This is a genomic window from Alteromonas sp. AWM4_230 (genome assembly GCF_056158305.1).
Genome location: NZ_JBSWTB010000001.1, coordinates 1,210,300 through 1,225,462, shown reverse-complemented (window position 1 = coordinate 1,225,462; position 15,163 = coordinate 1,210,300). Strand labels below are relative to the sequence as shown.

Sequence of the window (15,163 nt, the reverse complement as noted above, 5' to 3'; positions counted from 1 at the left end):
AGAAAAAACACCGGCGCAAGCCGGTGTTTACGTTTTTAAATAACTGTATATAAGTAATAAAACTAAAAAGGTCATTCAATGTTTAAAGCTGTATTGTGTGGGGTGGAAAGCTGATGGAAATAGAACTACTGTGGTTTGTAGTTACCTTGTGTATAACCGGTGCCGTTGCTGGTATTACCGCAGGTCTATTCGGCAATGGTGGAGGCTTTGTTGTTGTTCCTGCCCTACTCGCTGTTTTTCCTTTCTTTACTCCCCCTTCTGAATCGCTAGTGAAAGTTGCCATAGGTACATCATTGGCATCAATTGTCGTATCTAGCGCGCGTTCTGTTATGGCGCATCGAGCCAAAGGTGCCGTAGATTTTGACATCCTTAAGTCTTGGAGTATTTGGCTTATCCTTGGTGTTGGCGGAGGCTTATTAATAGCTAATAACTCTAGTGCGAATGGCTTAACCGTAGTATTTGCTGCAGGTGTACTGCTGTACTCTGTATATTTTCTTTTCCCTGAATTTGTCGTGCGCCCTGGCCTTGTTTTCGATATGCCGAAGGGCATAGGCAAGGCGGTATTAGCATTTGTATTGGGCGGCTTCTCGGCGTTACTTGGTATAGGAGGCGGCACGCCAACCGTCATAACGATGGTCATGTGCCAACGTACTATTCAGCAAGCTGTTGCTACCGCTGCCGGCGTAGGCTTCCTGATAGGTCTTCCTGGCGCCATCGGCTTTCTATTTATGAAGCATCCAGAAACAGCCTCTCTTCCTGTTGGCACTATCGGATACATCAACATTCCAGCGCTCATCGCTATCAGTATAGGCGCAATTTTTACTGCACCTATTGGAGCGAAGATGGCGCATAACTTTAGTGAAAAAAAGCTAAAGCGATTGTTTGGCATTTATCTCGTCATTGTTTCAAGCGCAATGTTCTATAAAGCCATTTAAAATAAATAGGAGAATATCTGTGAGTTATAACCGTTCAAGACGTTTGTTTTTAGGTGGCTCGGTAGCAGCATCAGCCGTAGGTGCAACAGGTTTTAGTAACTTAGTTAGCGCTCAATCTACAAGTGCTGCAATGACTGAAGCTGCATCAGTCATTTATGGCCCAAAACCTGGTGTAGCGAAACTAAACGCTAACGAAAACCCGTTTGGCCCTAGCCCCAAAGCGTTGGACGCCATTGCTCAAGCCTCTGCTCAAGGCGGTGCATATTACGCTTATCCCGCAGCGATGACCCTGTTAGATATGATTGCCGAGCGTCACGGCATAACGCGTAAGAATATTTCCCTAAGCGCAGGGTCTAGCCCTATCCTTTCCTACGCTGCCGTGGCTGCCAGTAAGAATGGGAAAATTCTTGGACCGGATCTTTTTTGGGACACCACCTCAAAAGCACCCGAGAAACAAGGTGCGCCTGAAATAGTAAGAATTGCTAATACAGCAGATCTCGACATTGACCTTGACGCCATGTATGCCGCTATTGATGACTCTATCGGTATGGTACATATCTGTAACCCTAATAATCCCACGGGCAAAGTGCTTGACCCAGATAAGCTTCGCGAGTTTTGTATCAAAGCCTCGAAAAAGACGCTTGTTTTAGTTGATGAGGCCTATAACGAACTTATCGATGAGCCACCAAAACACTCAATGATTCCACTTGTGAAAGCAGGCCACAATGTCATCGTAGCGAGAACCTTCTCGAAGATTTATGGTTTAGCGGGTATGCGAGTAGGCTATCTTATTGCCTCTGAGGAAAATACTGAATGGATTAACCGCTACGGTATGGGCGGCTACACATTGAACCAAGCAGGCCTTGCCGCTGCTATCGCCAGCTACAATGACGATGCCTTTTTAACGTTTTCTAAAGAAAAAATTTATGAAGGTAAATCTATGGTTATGGACGCCGTTAAGGCTAACGGTTTGACAGCCCTCCCCTCTAGTACTAATTTTATTTTTGTTAATCTTGGTGATGGCAATGCCGAGTATTTTAGACAAGCTATGGCTGAAAAAGACGTACTTATCCGAGGCATTTATCGTACTTATAATAATTGGTCTCGAGTGAGCATGGGGAAAATAGCAGACGTTAAACGTTATGTTGATGCGATTCCTGCCGCTTTAGAAAAAATGCAGTTAATGCAACAAAGTTAATTATTGAGGGTGTGTGCCAAAGTCGGTGCACCCCCGTGTTTTTAGCTGCAACTTCCTTCTCCGCGACTTATCAATTCAACTTAAAGTCTAATACGCACAAAAGTCACCTTTGTCATATACTCTAATCACTCAATAAACAGATAGAGCACACTACAACAATAATTTTCGTAGGTATTGTTGCAGTAACGCAAAAGTTGCACATACTTTATCAAGAAGGCATTACGTTAAATGCCGCTCAAGGAGGCTTTAAATGTCACTTTCTGTACTAGTTGCTGATGACTCCAAGTTGTCGAGGCGCAGTGTTATACGCTCCCTCCCCCAAGACTTGGAGTACGACATAACCGAGGCAACAAACGGGCAAGAGGCGATTAATGCACTTTCTGAGAGCGATTTTGCGCTCGTTCTCTTAGACCTTACCATGCCAGAAGTGGATGGCGTCGGCGTGCTGGAGTTTTTACATGCAAGATCCAATATGCCAAACGTAATTGTGATAAGCGCTGATTTTCAGCCTGAAAAACAAAAAATTGTGATGTCTTTAGGCGCAAAGCGTTTTCTTCGCAAACCTTTAGACAAAGAAGAATTAGCAATGGCACTGTTTGAGTTGGGGTATTTATGAGCATTGTACTACCACTGGATGAAGAGCAAAGAGATGCCCTTCAAGAGCTGCTTAATATTTCAATGGGGCAGGCTGCAAATTCCCTCGCTCAACTTATCGAAACAAAAATCGATATTTCTATTCCTAAAATTTCAGCCGTCACGCCAACTCAGCTCTATAGCCTTTTATTTGAAACCGAAGATGCCTTTTATACCCGTCAGTCTTTCTTAGGCGATGTGCACGGTGAAGTCATGTCTGTGCTATCTCAAGCTGGGTTGAGTGAGGTCGCTACGTTAATGGATTACGACGAACCATTGAGCAAGGAAGACATTCAAGAAATTATTTTAGAGCTTTGCAATATCTTAGCGGGCGCATGCTTAGCTGGCCTTTCTGATCAGTTAGAGCTTACCACCAACTTGAACATGCCTACGTTGTTTTTACCCGATAAAGCGAACTTTGATGAGCTCCAGTGGCAGCATAGCTTGGTGATGGAAGTACAGTTCATTATCGCAATTTCCTCATTTAGCATGCGCGTTGTGTTTTGTTTAGACGATGAATCTCTTGCTCGCATGAAAAACACATTGGATGAGTTACTCGCATAATGTTTGAACAGCTGGTAGGTAAGTTACCTGTCGGAATTGGTGTAGTCGATGAAAGCTTCAACGTCGTTTATCTCAACGACTTCTTTTTAGATCGCCTCCCCCACAAAATGCGCAACTGTTATAAAGACACGCCTGTGGTTGAGTTGTTTCAAGGGCAAGGTAAGTTCCTTAAGCGAAGGCTAAAGTCGGTATTCGTACTACAGCACCCAAGCTTTAGCTATTGGGAGCAAAGACCGCATATATTTCCATTCAAAAGCTCTCGGCCTATTACGGGCGAAGAGACACAGATGTACCAAAATATGGAAATTTTGCCTATTAAAGATAAAAAAACCGGGCAGCGTTTAGCCTGTATATTCTTGCAAGATGTAACCGCCCAAGCGAGCTATTTCAGAGCCCAGCAAAAACTTTCCGAAGCCCTAAAAAAAGAGCACGAAGCGCAGCGAAAGCTCATTCGCAAACTCGATACCGCCCAAAGCCAGCTTATTCAAGCTGAAAAGATGGCCTCTACGGGGCAACTTGCAGCAGGTATAGCTCATGAAATTAACAATCCAATTGGCTTTGTAAATGCTAACCTCAATACGCTAGATCAATACGCATCGCACCTTCTTGCGATTTGTGACGGCGTGAAAGGGCAAATTGAGCTCTTTAATGACGAGCTTAAGGAACAAATAGATGCCTTATTTGAGTCGAATCACTATGACCTACTGAAAGACGATATCACCGAGCTAATTGCGGAGTCTACTGAAGGGCTTACACGGGTAAAAGATATTGTCGAGAACCTTAAAAACTTCTCACTAGAAACTGCCGAAGGGATGCAAACAGTAGATATATGCGCCATATGTAATCAGCTCATCACGCTCATTTCCGCTCAATACAGCGCCCCCCAATATAAAATTGAATGTGAGCAAGAAAAGGTGGAGGTTATGGGAAATCCAGGGCCACTGAAACAAGCCCTGATGAACGTAATGATAAATGCTGCGCAGGCGATAGAAGATAAGGGCTTTGTTAAACTCACCGTAATTGATGCCGCGCAATCAGTAACGATTAAAATACTGGACTCAGGCTGTGGCATCCCAACAAAACACTTAAAACGCGTGTTCGAACCTTTTTTTACCACCAAAGCTGAAGGGCAAGGTCAAGGGCTGGGCCTTTCTGTGGCTTACACCGCCATAGAACAACACCAAGGTAAAATATCCATTAGCAGTAAAGAGGCTAAAGGAACTGTTGTAGAAATCACCATACCTAAAGCCCCTGCAGAGCCCACCAGTGATTCCTAGCTTGCTAGTTTACTCGCTTCGCACCCCTTAAATATAAATACACCTTCCTCATTGAGTGTTCGCGAAATACTCCCTTCATTTATTAAATAGTTAAGGTGAGATAAACACTCCGCCACAGCGAACACCATGTTACGGCTTGAAAGCTTGCGCTTAAACATAACGGGTAACAGCTCGACTACCGTTTGAGGTTTCTCACAAGCCTTTAACAACGCTTTAAGATGTTCGTGGTGATGTGCAATGAGCGAGTCTACCCGCTCGTGAAGACCAATAAAGGGAAGTTTGTGTGCGGGTAACACGGTTGTATTTTTCGGCAAGCTTTTAAACTGGGGCAAGGTGTTCAGGTAGTCGTCTAGGGTGTTGGCGTCAGGCTCTGTTGAATAGGCGCCGATATTGGGTGTGATGATAGGTAGAATATGATCGCCAGATATAAGAATATTTTTCTTTTCATTGTAAAGGCAGGCATGTTCGGGAGAATGGCCGCGGCCAATCATAATTACCCATTCATTATCGCCAAGCGATAATGTCATGCCATGCTTTAAACGGGTATAGCTTATGGGAAGTGGCGAGACTACACTGCTGTAACCATTGCCCTCGCCAGAGGTCAGCTTTGCAATCATTGATTCATCAAGCCCTACCCGCTGGTAATACAGAACATCTCTTGCGTTAGTAGCGCCGTTTCTGCCTGCTGCGAAGGCTCGCGCAGTAAAATACTCAGTTTGGGTCATATAAAAAGGCACGTTAAATGTATCAGCTATCCAACCTGCTAACCCTACGTGATCAGGATGTAAGTGCGTAACAATAACACCGACAATTGGTGCATCTAATTGTTCAAATATACGCTTCCAGAGTGATTTGGTAGTAGACGTTCCAATGCCAGTGTCAATTACTACCCAGCCGCCTTCATCGCGAATTAAGTACAGGTTTATATGATCGAGTTCAAAAGGAAGGGGCATAGTTAGCCAAAGTACATCTTCGGCTACTTCAATTAGCTCACCCGGTTCTACCTGTTTGTCGTATAGATACTCCATATCGCCCTCACCTTTTCTAGCCTGCATCTTTTAATATTCACTGAGTCGTTCCACTGTTTCCAATGGCTGCTAAAATAGCCTAGGTACGACCGCCTTTTTTGATAAAACCGTAAGTCGATAATGCTAGTGTGCAAACGCAGCATAATCTTATTGGTCTGATACCTTCGTTCTCATGCAAGATAATTAGTACCAGTCTCGTTCTAACTCGCTCCGTTAACAAAAACAAACATATCTGTCGAATAGAGATCTATAGGACTTGGTGATAACAAACGCTATACTGTGGTTGTTGAAGTTGATAGCCGACGTATTTTGTACCTTTTGCGCTTTTGACTGAATACGTAAAATGCTGGTTATAGATGGTTAGAAAAATTCAATCAACGCCCACGCACTTAGGGCTTTCCTAATAAATTGACACCTTTAAAAAGCGGTTAGTAAAAACAAATTCATGTCAGCCCCAGTAATACAGCAAGGGTTCATACTCAACAAAAGTACGTTTACCCAGCGAGGCAAAGTATATGTTGAACTCTGGGTTAAAACCGCCAATAACACCGCTAGATTAGTATCGTCACCTCAGAACCCCACTTGCTTTGTGTCCCTCGAACAATCTGCTGCATTGCGCGACATTGCTGCTCGTATGCCAGTTAAGATCATAATTTCAGAAGATGGTTTTCACACGCTAGAACAAGTTCCTGTGGCTACGGTCAAGACCGCCACCGAATCGCATATGCACCAGCTTCGCCAACGCGCGCAAGAGCAAAGTATTGTATTGTATGAAGCTGATATTCGCGTGGCCGATCGCTATCTAATGGAGCGCTTTGTGTATGGCGCAGTGGAGTTCGTTACCCCACAAGTTGTCGATGATACGTCACAACTTGTTATAGAAAATGCGCAAATTAGACCCTGCCATTTCAGAACTACTTTTACGTCATTAAGTATAGATATTGAGTGTAATGAACACGAAGAGCTGTTCAGCATTGCACTGGCAGGCGACGGAAAAAGTGTAGTGCTGCTTGTTTGTCCACCGAGTTTTATTGGTCAGACATTACAGGAGCAAGAAGACAGTCCATACACGCTTATTACGGTCGAGTCTGAAAAAGAACTGCTAGAAGCTTTTTTTTCACACCTAACCTCCCACGACCCAGACATTATTTTGGGTTGGAACGTTAAGCAGTTTGATATGGCTGTGCTGGGCCGCCGTGCTAAGGCAAATTCGCTCAAGTATGCTATTGGCCGCCATGGCCGAGAGGCTTCAGTAAGACAGTGGGAAGACCAAACACTTGTTGATGTACCTGGCCGATGCGTGATTGATGGTATTGAAGCACTTAAAACCATGACCTATCAGTTTGAGTCCTTCTCTCTTGACCATGTTTCCGAAGAACTGCTTGGTGAAAATAAGCTTATTCAAGCTGCCGACAAACTTGAAGCGATAAAACATCTTTATCATAGCGACCCTGTTGCACTCGCGAACTACAACTTTAAAGACACCGAACTAGTAAACCGCATTCAGGATAAAACCCAGTTTATTGATTTTCTGGCATTACGGAGCATTCTTACCGGCTTAGATATGAGCCGCCCGGGAGGCTCGGTAGCGGCGTTTTTAAACGTTTATTTACCTAAGCTACACCGCAAGTCTTATGTCGCTGGAGTGAGGCCAGAAAATGGCGGTTTAGCTAGTCCGGGCGGTTATGTCATGCGCTCGCAACCAGGTTTATATAAAGATGTTTTAGTCCTCGATTTTAAGAGCCTTTACCCGTCCATTATTCGCACGTTTAAAATCGACCCGTTAGGGCTTGCAGAAGGACTTAAGTCTCCTGATACGGCAATAGAGGGGTTTAAAGGCGCAGTATTTAGCCGCGAATCACATTTTCTACCTTCAATTATCGAAAACCTATGGCTTCAGCGCGACGAAGCCAAAAAACAGAAAGACGCACCACGCTCTCAAGCCATTAAAATATTAATGAACTCTTTCTATGGAGTACTTGGTAGCGGAGGCTGTCCTTTTTACGATCCTCGTCTTGCCAGTTCAATTACATTGCGTGGGCATGAGATCATGCAAACCACTGCGAGTTGGATTGAGGAACTAGGCTATACGGTTATTTACGGTGATACTGATTCAACCTTTGTGCATGTTGAAGGAATTACTGCACTGGGTACACCTTCTGAAACAGGTCGTGAGCTTGCCAAAATTATTAACCAGAAATGGACTGAGTTACTTAAGCGTCAATTCAATATTGATTGCCATTTAGAGATTGAGTTCGAATCTCACTTTTCTACCTTCTTTATGCCAACAATTCGTGGCTCTTCTGAAGGTAGTAAAAAGCGCTACGCAGGGATGAAAGACGGTGAGCTTATCTTTAAAGGCCTAGAGAACGTGCGTTCGGATTGGACAGTGCTTGCTAAAGTGTTTCAATACGAGCTATACAAAAGAGTCTTTAACAATGAACCTGTAAAACAGTACATCAATAAAACGCTAAACGCAGTAAAGGCGGGAAAAATGGATGGCGAGTTGGTGTATAAAAAGCGACTCAGAAAACCACTTTCTTCGTATGTTAAATCTCTTCCCCCACACGTAAAAGCGGCAAGAAGGGCCGACAAGTTATTTGAAGAACAGGGCTTACCACTTCGCTACCAATCTAATACATCCATAGCCTATGTAATTACCGTTCAAGGGCCGCAAACAGTAGAAACAATCTCTGCGCCGCTTGACTATGACCACTATATAGAGAAACAGATAAAGCCTATTGCTGATAGTATATTGCCATTGATATCCCTTAATTTTGAGCGCATAGCTAACGCTCAGCTTTCCTTATTTTAACTATGTTTATTTGTATGAAGATCTTTCAGGCTTCGTGACAAATTAACAAAAAAATTACACACTAAACCTATTCCCACCTTAAGCAATTGCTCACATTTTCAATAATTTAGATCGTTGGCACGACAAGTGAATAAGATATTTGTGAGTAGCTAAATAGGTTTGTTTGAGGAATTAACTTCAATCAACATGCGTTCAATTTAGTGATTAGGGCAATTGATAGCCCGTGTTCGCAATGAGAAACAGAAGGAATTTGATTATGAAGATCACAAAGTTAAGTATGATTACTAGTGCCGTTGTTGCCGCTACACTTTCAGCGTCAGCACTCGCAGGTCACCATGAAGAAAAAATTTCCAAGAGCTTTAACGCGCTCGATCAAGACGGTAATGGCTACATAGTCGGTTCAGAATCGTCAGGTACAATCGACAGTAAATTAGTATCTAAAATGGATACTGACGGCGACAGTATGGTTAGCCGTGCAGAATTTAATTCATTTGTCGATGAAAAACCATCGATGTTCAGCGATGAGGTTATCACGCAGGTTAAAGCTGAAGGTACAACAGACGCTGTACTCACTGAAGAAGGCAATCCAGCACTATTTTCTAAAGCTGATAATGAAATGATTTCAGAAAAGAATAAAGAGTTGCGCACTGAGATGTCTGCAACAGCCAATACTAAGTTCACTAAAATCGACAAGGATAGCGATGGTAAAATCAGTGAGAAGGAGCTAGAAATGGCCGACGTTGAAGGCGACTTTGACTCAATGGATGAAGATGGTGATTCGTACATAACTCGTATGGAATACCGTACCTATTTTGAAGAGATTGAATCAGAATAGTTAAACTAAATAATTCATAGTATTCTCAACTATGTAGCCCCGCTTAAAGTGCGGGGCTTTTTTATTTTACCTCAGACAATCCATCCCACGAAACTCATGAGTTCGCCCTCCTTATAAATGGTCTGCGACGAAATACTAATATTTTTCGTTAAACAGCGCCGTATACGACCAACATCTTGTCGACAAAACGCATTTGCAACCATATTGTTAATAAAGGTTAAATATTTTGTTTACTCAATTGCGCATTCTGTAATTAGCGCAAAGGTCGCTATTGTGTAAGCCGATTAAAAAATCATGATAGCGATTATCTAAAATCACATTATAATCATATGCGTACGCGCATGGAGGCAAGGAATAATGGAATCAAAGATGCAGCCAAATACTCTACTCCCACTTCAAAAGAGTGAGTTTAACGGTCCTAATAATGCTGAACTGACATCATTAACAATCGGTCAATACTTCAAAAAGGTTGTCGACAATTATGGCGATAACCCAGCGATCATCGTAAAACATCAAAGTATTCACTGGACCTATCAGCAATACTGGCGTGAAGTAGAACGTGTGGCTTGTGGTTTACTTGCCAATGGCGTAGAGCCAGGTGATCGAGTTGGGATATGGTCCCCCAATAACATCGAGTGGTCACTTGTACAAATGGCCACGGCAAGAATTGGTGCGATCATGGTATGTCTTAACCCAGCTTACCGCCCAGATGAATTAGCCTTTGCTATTAACAATGTCGGGGTAAAGCACTTGGTGATGGCACAGTCTTTTAAACACTCAAACTACATCGCCATTTTGAAAGAACTAACTCCGGAACTAGATTCTGACGAACAGAGCCAAACGGACGCGGCGCTATCGCTCTCGAAGCTCCCTTCTCTTAAACACGTATATACTATCGGTGAAACGTCTGTAGACGGCTTACAGGCATTTTCAAAACTCCAAGTAGAGCCTACTAAGGCTTTAAAATCGCAGTTAAAAGACATCGAAAGAACGCTAAATGCTGATGATAACATCAACATTCAATTCACCTCAGGTACGACTGGTAACCCGAAAGGCGCAACACTCACTCATCGTAATATTTTAAATAATGGTTTATTAGTATCAGAAGCAATGAGATTTACGCACCAAGACAAGCTTTGTATTCCCGTACCACTCTATCATTGTTTCGGTATGGTGTTGGGCAACTTAGTCTGTTTAGCATCTGGTGCATGCGCAGTATTTCCTGGGGAGTCTTTTGACCCTGAACAAACGCTTCGCACAGTAGAAGAAGAAAAGTGTACTGGCTTGCACGGCGTGCCTACCATGTTCATCGCCGAGCTAGAGCTTCCTAACTTTAGAAGCTTCGATTTATCGAGCTTGAGAACTGGCGTTATGGCGGGAAGTACATGTCCTGAGGAACTAATGCGTAAAGTCCATAGTGAGTTTCATATGACCGAAGTCGTTATAGGTTACGGTCAAACAGAGTGCAGCCCTATCAATCATATTACCGATATTGAATCACCATTTGAGAAACAGGTTAAAACGGTCGGCCGAGCTATGCCTCATACCGAAGTAAAAATTATCGACGCACAAGGCAGTACTGTTCCAATTGGAGAGCCAGGTGAGATTTGTGCGAGAGGCTATTGCGTAATGAAAGGTTACTGGGGAGATGAAGCTAAAACTAGAGCTACCATAGACGACGAAGGTTGGCTTCATTCTGGCGATCTAGGCGAAATGGACGAAGAAGGCTATGTCACTATTGTAGGCAGAATAAAGGACATGATCATTCGCGGGGGCGAAAATATCTATCCACGAGAAATCGAAGAGGTGCTGTACCAACATGACGATGTATCTGACGCTGCTGTATTTGGCATACCCGATAACAAATATGGCGAGCAAGTGTGCCTTTGGATCAAAGCAAAAGACAATAGGCATGTAGATGAAGATCAAATACGAGACTACTTAACATCAAAACTTGCTTATTTTAAAGTACCTAAATACATCAGTGTAGTAAAAGAGTACCCAATGACAGTAACAGGCAAGCTACAGAAGTTTAAAATGCGTGAACACATGATAGAAACCCTGAAAAAACAAGCACTACAGACCGAGGCGTAAACCTACGGCAAACAAATGGGGTCAGAGTTGAGGGTCAGTGTCGTGACTCTGACCCCATTATTTTTCTTTGCTTCAGAAAGCAAAAAACCCGCCGTTAGGCGGGTTTCTCTTAATGGGACCTGGCAGTGTCCTACTCTCACATGGGGAAGCCCCACACTACCATCGGCGCTAATACGTTTCACTTCTGAGTTCGGAATGGATTCAGGTGGTACCGTATCGCTATGGCTGCCAGGAAAAAACTGGTAACAATTTGGGAAAGATAATATTAATTCAATCAGTGAGTAACTACTTTTCACTCTACTTACTTTAGCTTGTCTACAACACGCAAAAGCCTAAAGCTTTTTGGGCGTTGTATGGTTAAGCCTCTCGGGCAATTAGTACAGGTTAGCTTAACGCCTTACAACGCTTCCACACCCTGCCTATCAACGTCATCGTCTATAACAACCCTTCCAGAACTTAAAGTTCAGGGATGACTCATCTTTGGGCCGGCTTCCCGCTTAGATGCTTTCAGCGGTTATCCGTTCCGAACATAGCTACCGGGCAATGCGATTGGCATCACAACCCGAACACCAGCGGTTCGTCCACTCCGGTCCTCTCGTACTAGGAGCAGCTCCCATCAATCATCCAACGCCCACACCAGATAGGGACCGAACTGTCTCACGACGTTCTAAACCCAGCTCGCGTACCACTTTAAATGGCGAACAGCCATACCCTTGGGACCGACTTCAGCCCCAGGATGTGATGAGCCGACATCGAGGTGCCAAACACCGCCGTCGATATGAACTCTTGGGCGGTATCAGCCTGTTATCCCCGGAGTACCTTTTATCCGTTGAGCGATGGCCCTTCCATACAGAACCACCGGATCACTATGACCTACTTTCGTACCTGCTCGACGTGTCTGTCTCGCAGTTAAGCTAGCTTATGCCATTGCACTAACCTCACGATGTCCGACCGTGATTAGCTAACCTTCGTGCTCCTCCGTTACTATTTGGGAGGAGACCGCCCCAGTCAAACTACCCACCAGACACTGTCCACAATCCCGATAAGGGACCAATGTTAGAACATCAAACATACAAGGGTGGTATTTCAAGGACGGCTCCACACAATCTAGCGACTGTGCTTCAAAGCCTCCCACCTATCCTACACATGTAGGTTCAATGTTCAGTGCCAAGCTGTAGTAAAGGTTCACGGGGTCTTTCCGTCTAGGTGCGGGTACACAGCATCTTCACTGCGATTTCAATTTCACTGAGTCTCGGGTGGAGACAGCGTGGCCATGGTTACACCATTCGTGCAGGTCGGAACTTACCCGACAAGGAATTTCGCTACCTTAGGACCGTTATAGTTACGGCCGCCGTTTACCGGGGCTTCGATCAAGAGCTTCGTCCGAAAACTAACCCCATCAATTAACCTTCCGGCACCGGGCAGGTGTCACACCCTATACGTCCTCTTACGAGTTTGCAGAGTGCTGTGTTTTTAATAAACAGTCCCAGCCACCTGGTCACTGCGGCCTCCATTTGCTTACCACGCGAAGTGTTCACAAACAGAGGCGTACCTTCTCCCGAAGTTACGGTACAATTTTGCCGAGTTCCTTCACCCGAGTTCTCTCAAGCGCCTTAGTATTCTCTACCTGACCACCTGTGTCGGTTTGGGGTACGGTTCATATAATCATAAGTTTAGAAGCTTTTCCTGGAAGCAGGGCATCAACAACTTCACTCCCTTGGGAGCTCGTCTCGTGTCTCGGCCTTGAAAACCCGGATTTACCTAAGTTTTCAGCCTACGCACTTTCACTTGGACAACCAACGCCAAGCTTGCCTAGCCTTCTCCGTCCCTCCATCACTGATTATATAAGTACGGAAATATTAATCCGTTTCCCATCGACTACGCATTTCTGCCTCGCCTTAGGGGCCGACTTACCCTGCCCTGATTAGCATGGGACAGGAAACCTTGGTCTTCCGGCGTGGGAGTTTTTCACTCCCATTATCGTTACTCATGTCAGCATTCGCACTTGTGATATGTCCAGCAAGCTTTACAACTCACCTTCATCCACTTACACAACGCTCCCCTACCCAGCACGTAAACGTGCTGCCGCAGCTTCGGTATATTGCTTAGCCCCGTTACATCTTCCGCGCAGGCCGACTCGACTAGTGAGCTATTACGCTTTCTTTAAAGGGTGGCTGCTTCTAAGCCAACCTCCTAGCTGTCTATGCCTTCCCACATCGTTTCCCACTTAGCAATATTTTGGGACCTTAGCTGGCGGTCTGGGTTGTTTCCCTCTCCACGACGGACGTTAGCACCCGCCGTGTGTCTCCCGGATAGTTCTCATTGGTATTCGGAGTTTGCAAAGGGTTGGTAAGTCGGGATGACCCCCTAGCCTTAACAGTGCTCTACCCCCAATGGAATTCGTCCGAGGCTCTACCTAAATAGATTTCGGGGAGAACCAGCTATCTCCCGGTTTGATTGGCCTTTCACCCCCAGCCACAAGTCATCCCCTGACTTTTCAACGTCAGTGGGTTCGGTCCTCCAGTTGATGTTACTCAACCTTCAACCTGCTCATGGCTAGATCACCGGGTTTCGGGTCTATACCTAGCAACTAAACGCGCAGTTAACACTCGCTTTCGCTACGGCTCCGCTATTCGCTTAACCTTGCTACTAAATATAAGTCGCTGACCCATTATACAAAAGGTACGCAGTCACCCCGAAGGGCTCCCACTGCTTGTACGTATACGGTTTCAGGTTCTATTTCACTCCCCTCACAGGGGTTCTTTTCGCCTTTCCCTCACGGTACTGGTTCACTATCGGTCAGTTAGGAGTATTTAGCCTTGGAGGATGGTCCCCCCATATTCAGTCAAGATAACACGTGTCCCGACCTACTCGATTTCACTGTAAAGATTGCGTCGTGTACAGGGCTATCACCTTGTATCGCTCCTCTTCCCAAAGGATTCCACTACATTCAATACAGCTTAAGGGCTGTTCCCCGTTCGCTCGCCGCTACTAGGGGAATCTCAATTGATTTCTTTTCCTAAGGGTACTTAGATGTTTCAGTTCCCCTCGTTCGCCTCGTTACGCTATGTATTCACGTAACGATACCTATAAATAGGTGGGTTTCCCCATTCGGACATCTGTGGCTCAAATGCATTTTGTCGGCTCACCACAGCTTTTCGCAGACTTACACGTCCTTCATCGCCTCTAACTGCCAAGGCATCCACCGTATACGCTTCGTCACTTAACCATACAACCCCAAACAGCCTTTTGACTTCTGTCTAAGTTATGTCGCATGAATGACAAGCTAATCGGAAGAATTGCCTTGCTATCAATAAATTGACAACAAGCAATTCAGTCAAGTAGAGTAAAAAGTTCATCTTTCGATTTCTCAGTTACTCAATTTTGATTGATTACTATTAATATCAGCTTTCCAAATTGTTAAAGAACATTCGATGTTTCCTGCAAAAGCAGTACTTTCATCTTTAGAGTAAAAAACCCTAATCAATGCTTACTGAAACAGTAAATATTCATTAGGATTTCGGGTCCAACGTGACACGTTTCTACCTTTGTTACCTTCCTTTCTTAAAGCAAGGAAATGGTAGGCTTGGGCAGACTTGAACTGCCGACCTCACCCTTATCAGGGGTGCGCTCTAACCAGCTGAGCTACAAGCCTTCAGTTTCTAAGCTTGTTAACAACAAACTCAGTTTCAAGTAGATGGTGGAGCTAAGCAGGATCGAACTGCTGACCTCCTGAATGCAAATCAGGCGCTCTCCCAGCTGAGCTATAGCCCCATAAACTTGT

9 protein-coding genes, 2 tRNA genes and 2 rRNA genes are annotated in these 15,163 nt (G+C 44.5%); 8 read left to right on the top strand and 5 right to left on the bottom strand.

The features are described 5' to 3' along the window. Positions 1–113: 113 nt before the first annotated feature. From ACXACS_RS05285 to ACXACS_RS05265, 5 genes are all read left to right on the top strand, one after another. Complete coding sequence (locus tag ACXACS_RS05285) at positions 114–935, top strand: sulfite exporter TauE/SafE family protein (protein WP_474804885.1); 822 nt, start codon at positions 114–116, stop codon at positions 933–935. A 19-nt stretch (positions 936–954) separates the two neighbouring features. Next, on the top strand, positions 955–2,133 hold the full coding sequence (locus ACXACS_RS05280) for a pyridoxal phosphate-dependent aminotransferase (protein ID WP_474804883.1): 1,179 nt from the start codon (positions 955–957) through the stop codon (positions 2,131–2,133). A gap of 250 nt (positions 2,134–2,383) precedes the next feature. Continuing rightward, on the top strand, positions 2,384–2,749 hold the full coding sequence (locus tag ACXACS_RS05275) for a response regulator (RefSeq protein ID WP_474804881.1): 366 nt from the start codon (positions 2,384–2,386) through the stop codon (positions 2,747–2,749). Further along, a complete protein-coding gene (locus ACXACS_RS05270) occupies positions 2,746–3,330 on the top strand; it encodes a chemotaxis protein CheX (RefSeq protein WP_474804879.1) in 585 nt (194 codons plus the stop codon). Before ACXACS_RS05275 ends, ACXACS_RS05270 begins: the two co-directional genes overlap by 4 nt. Then, positions 3,330–4,607: a sensor histidine kinase gene (locus ACXACS_RS05265; RefSeq protein ID WP_474804877.1), complete on the top strand. Its 1,278-nt coding sequence runs from the start codon at positions 3,330–3,332 to the stop codon at positions 4,605–4,607. The genes ACXACS_RS05270 and ACXACS_RS05265 overlap by 1 nt, the downstream gene beginning before the upstream one ends. On the opposite strand, the gene ACXACS_RS05260 is transcribed toward ACXACS_RS05265, so the two are convergent. Further along, the gene (locus ACXACS_RS05260) at positions 4,604–5,635 is read right to left on the bottom strand and encodes an MBL fold metallo-hydrolase (RefSeq protein WP_474809211.1); all 1,032 of its coding nucleotides are present in this window, start codon (positions 5,633–5,635) and stop codon (positions 4,604–4,606) included. The genes ACXACS_RS05265 and ACXACS_RS05260 overlap by 4 nt on opposite strands. Before the next feature lie 445 nt (positions 5,636–6,080). On the opposite strand from ACXACS_RS05260, the gene ACXACS_RS05255 reads away from it, so the two are divergent. The 3 genes from ACXACS_RS05255 (at position 6,081) to ACXACS_RS05245 (ending at position 11,379) form a co-directional block, all read left to right on the top strand. Beyond that, positions 6,081–8,450 carry a DNA polymerase II gene (locus ACXACS_RS05255; protein WP_474804875.1) on the top strand — a complete coding sequence of 790 codons (2,370 nt, stop codon included), beginning with the start codon at positions 6,081–6,083 and terminating at the stop codon, positions 8,448–8,450. A 256-nt stretch (positions 8,451–8,706) separates the two neighbouring features. After that, positions 8,707–9,285: an EF-hand domain-containing protein gene (locus ACXACS_RS05250; RefSeq protein WP_474804873.1), complete on the top strand. Its 579-nt coding sequence runs from the start codon at positions 8,707–8,709 to the stop codon at positions 9,283–9,285. 354 nt (positions 9,286–9,639) lie between these two features. After that, a complete protein-coding gene (locus ACXACS_RS05245; RefSeq protein ID WP_474809210.1) occupies positions 9,640–11,379 on the top strand; it encodes an AMP-binding protein in 1,740 nt (579 codons plus the stop codon). Positions 11,380–11,496: 117 nt separating this feature from the next. On the opposite strand, the gene rrf is transcribed toward ACXACS_RS05245, so the two are convergent. From rrf to ACXACS_RS05225, 4 genes are all read right to left on the bottom strand, one after another. Beyond that, a 5S ribosomal RNA gene (gene rrf / locus ACXACS_RS05240) occupies positions 11,497–11,612 on the bottom strand. A 120-nt stretch (positions 11,613–11,732) separates the two neighbouring features. Then, a 23S ribosomal RNA gene (locus tag ACXACS_RS05235) occupies positions 11,733–14,608 on the bottom strand. A 349-nt stretch (positions 14,609–14,957) separates the two neighbouring features. Next, positions 14,958–15,034 (bottom strand) — tRNA-Ile (locus ACXACS_RS05230). A 43-nt stretch (positions 15,035–15,077) separates the two neighbouring features. Next, positions 15,078–15,153, bottom strand: a tRNA-Ala gene (locus ACXACS_RS05225). Positions 15,154–15,163: the final 10 nt, after the last annotated feature.

Bases quoted from the DNA above. Each gene is read 5' to 3' on its own strand.
- ACXACS_RS05285 (WP_474804885.1), top strand. From the start codon at position 114: ATGGAAATAGAACTACTGTGGTTTGTAGTTACCTTGTGTATAACCGGT.
- ACXACS_RS05275 (WP_474804881.1), top strand. From the start codon at position 2,384: ATGTCACTTTCTGTACTAGTTGCTGATGACTCCAAGTTGTCGAGGCGC.
- ACXACS_RS05270 (WP_474804879.1), top strand. From the start codon at position 2,746: ATGAGCATTGTACTACCACTGGATGAAGAGCAAAGAGATGCCCTTCAA.
- ACXACS_RS05265 (WP_474804877.1), top strand. From the start codon at position 3,330: ATGTTTGAACAGCTGGTAGGTAAGTTACCTGTCGGAATTGGTGTAGTC.
- ACXACS_RS05260 (WP_474809211.1), bottom strand. From the start codon at position 5,635: ATGGAGTATCTATACGACAAACAGGTAGAACCGGGTGAGCTAATTGAA.
- ACXACS_RS05255 (WP_474804875.1), top strand. From the start codon at position 6,081: ATGTCAGCCCCAGTAATACAGCAAGGGTTCATACTCAACAAAAGTACG.
- ACXACS_RS05250 (WP_474804873.1), top strand. From the start codon at position 8,707: ATGAAGATCACAAAGTTAAGTATGATTACTAGTGCCGTTGTTGCCGCT.